Source organism: Lactobacillus nasalidis, assembly GCF_016587775.1.
GTDB lineage: Bacteria > Bacillota > Bacilli > Lactobacillales > Lactobacillaceae > Lactobacillus > Lactobacillus nasalidis.
In genome coordinates, this window is record NZ_BOCG01000404.1 from 1 (window position 1) to 1,967 (window position 1,967).

The 1,967-nt window shown below is 58.0% G+C and carries 2 protein-coding genes; both read left to right on the plus strand.

The window, feature by feature from the left end; all coding sequences use genetic code 11:
• On the plus strand, positions 1 to 1,802 hold a 1,802-nt coding region (gene mutL, locus lacNas_RS07360; RefSeq protein WP_201346739.1), incomplete at its 5' end, for a DNA mismatch repair endonuclease MutL.
• A gap of 3 nt (positions 1,803 to 1,805) precedes the next feature.
• Positions 1,806 to 1,967: OB-fold domain-containing protein (locus lacNas_RS07365; protein WP_280515416.1), on the plus strand; the 162-nt coding region annotated here is incomplete at its 3' end.

A 1,967-nucleotide genomic window follows, 5' to 3' on the forward strand; every position in this document is an offset into this window, starting at 1 on the left:
TCGATGCCCAGGCCAGCCGGATTAGGGTTGAAGTCCAGCATTCCGGCTTAAAACAGGTTTCGGTCCAAGACAACGGCAGCGGCATTGCCGCCGACCAGGTCGACCTGGCCTTCATGCGGCACGCGACCAGCAAGATCAGCAATGAGCGGGATTTGTTCAACATCGCGACCCTGGGTTTCCGCGGCGAGGCCCTGGCCTCAATCGCGGCTGTAGCCCACGTCGAGATCCTGACTTCAACCGACGGGCAGACGGCGACGCGGGCCGGTTTTGCCGGCGGGGTCAAGAAGTTTCAAGAAGACGCCGGCAGTGCCAAGGGCACCAAGATCACGGTCGGTGACCTGTTTTACAACACGCCGGCCCGGCTGAAGTATTTGAAGAGTCCCAAGACCGAGCTGCTGAAAATCGTGGACATCGTCAACCGGATTGCCCTGGGCCACCCGGAAATCAGCCTGACTCTGGCCAGCGACGGCAAGGTCCTGCTTAGAACTTCCGGCAACGGCAACTTGAAACAGGACGTGGCCAACATATACGGCCGCAAGGTGGCTGAAAAAATGCTGACGGTTGAAAACGAAGATCCGGATTTTACCCTCTACGGACTGGTTTCCCAGGCCGGGTTAACCCGGTCGAGCCGCAATTTCATCTCGATCCTGCTCAACGGCCGCTATATCAAAAACTACCAGCTCTCCAGCGCCCTGCTGGACGGCTACGGCAACAAGCTGGCGGGCAAGTACCCGATCGCGGTTCTGGCGATTGAAGCCGACCCGCTTTTGGTCGACGTCAACGTCCACCCGACCAAGGAAGAGGTCCGCTTGTCCAAGGAAAAGGAGCTCAGCCGCCTGATCACCAGCGCCGTCTCCAATGCCTTGCTGGAAGAAAAGGAAGACAGCCCGCTTTTTCAGCTGACGCCTTTTAAGGAGAAGACCCAGCTGGACCAGTTGGAATTCAACCTCAATCAAAACGTGGTCGACACCCGCCGGCCGGATGACTTCAAGCTGGAAGCAGCGCAGGTGGCTGAACCGGAAAAAGTTCCCAAAGCCGCAAAAGCTGCAGAAAAGCCGGCCGAAGCAAGTGAAGTTCCGGAATACGTCGACTTAAACCAGGTCAGAGAAGACGACAAATATGTCCTGACCAAGACCTGGGACCGGCATGTTCAAGAACAGACCGCCCTGCCGCCTTTTGCCGGCCAGGAAACAGGGCCGCTGACTTCAAGGGCCGACCAGGTCTTGTCCAAGCACCTGCCAGCCTTGAAGCTGCTGGGGCAGATGGGCGGCTACCTGCTGGCCGGACATGAAAACGACCTTTACCTGATCGACCAGGTAGCGGCCAGAAGACGGCTGGAATATGACCAGATCCTGGCCAGCCTGGAAAAGGATGAAAACTACCAGCAGGGCCTGCTGGAGCCCCTGGTTTTTGACTTCAGCGTCTATGACTACCAGAAATTGAAGGACCAGCTGCCCCTTTTGCGCCAGCTGGGGCTGGAAATGGAGGACTTCGGTCAAAACAGTCTCTTGATGCACTCTTACCCGACCTGGCTGAAAGGCGAGGTGACCGTGCAGGTACGGGAATTGCTGGACCAGATCCTGGCCAGCCGGCAAAGCAGCGCCCAGGGGCTTTTGAAAATGGTGGCCGCCAGAGCAGCTGAAAGCAACGTGGCCCGCCGGGTCAAGCTGACCGGCGCGGAAGCCGCTGACCTGCTTTTGCGCCTGCAGACGGCCAGCGACCCTTACCGGGATGCCAGCGGCCAGATCGCGGTCGTCCGTTTGAGCCAGACCGACCTGAACAAGCTTTTTAAGAAAGGATAGCAGATGTACGAGTATTTTGAGGGCATCATTACTGCAGTGAATCCGGCCTATGTCGTGATCGAGGTGGCCGGAATCGGCTACCGGATCCTGACGCCGACTCCATATGCCTACCATGAGGGGGACAAGGCCCGGATCTATATCGAACAGGTAGTGCGGGAAAACGGC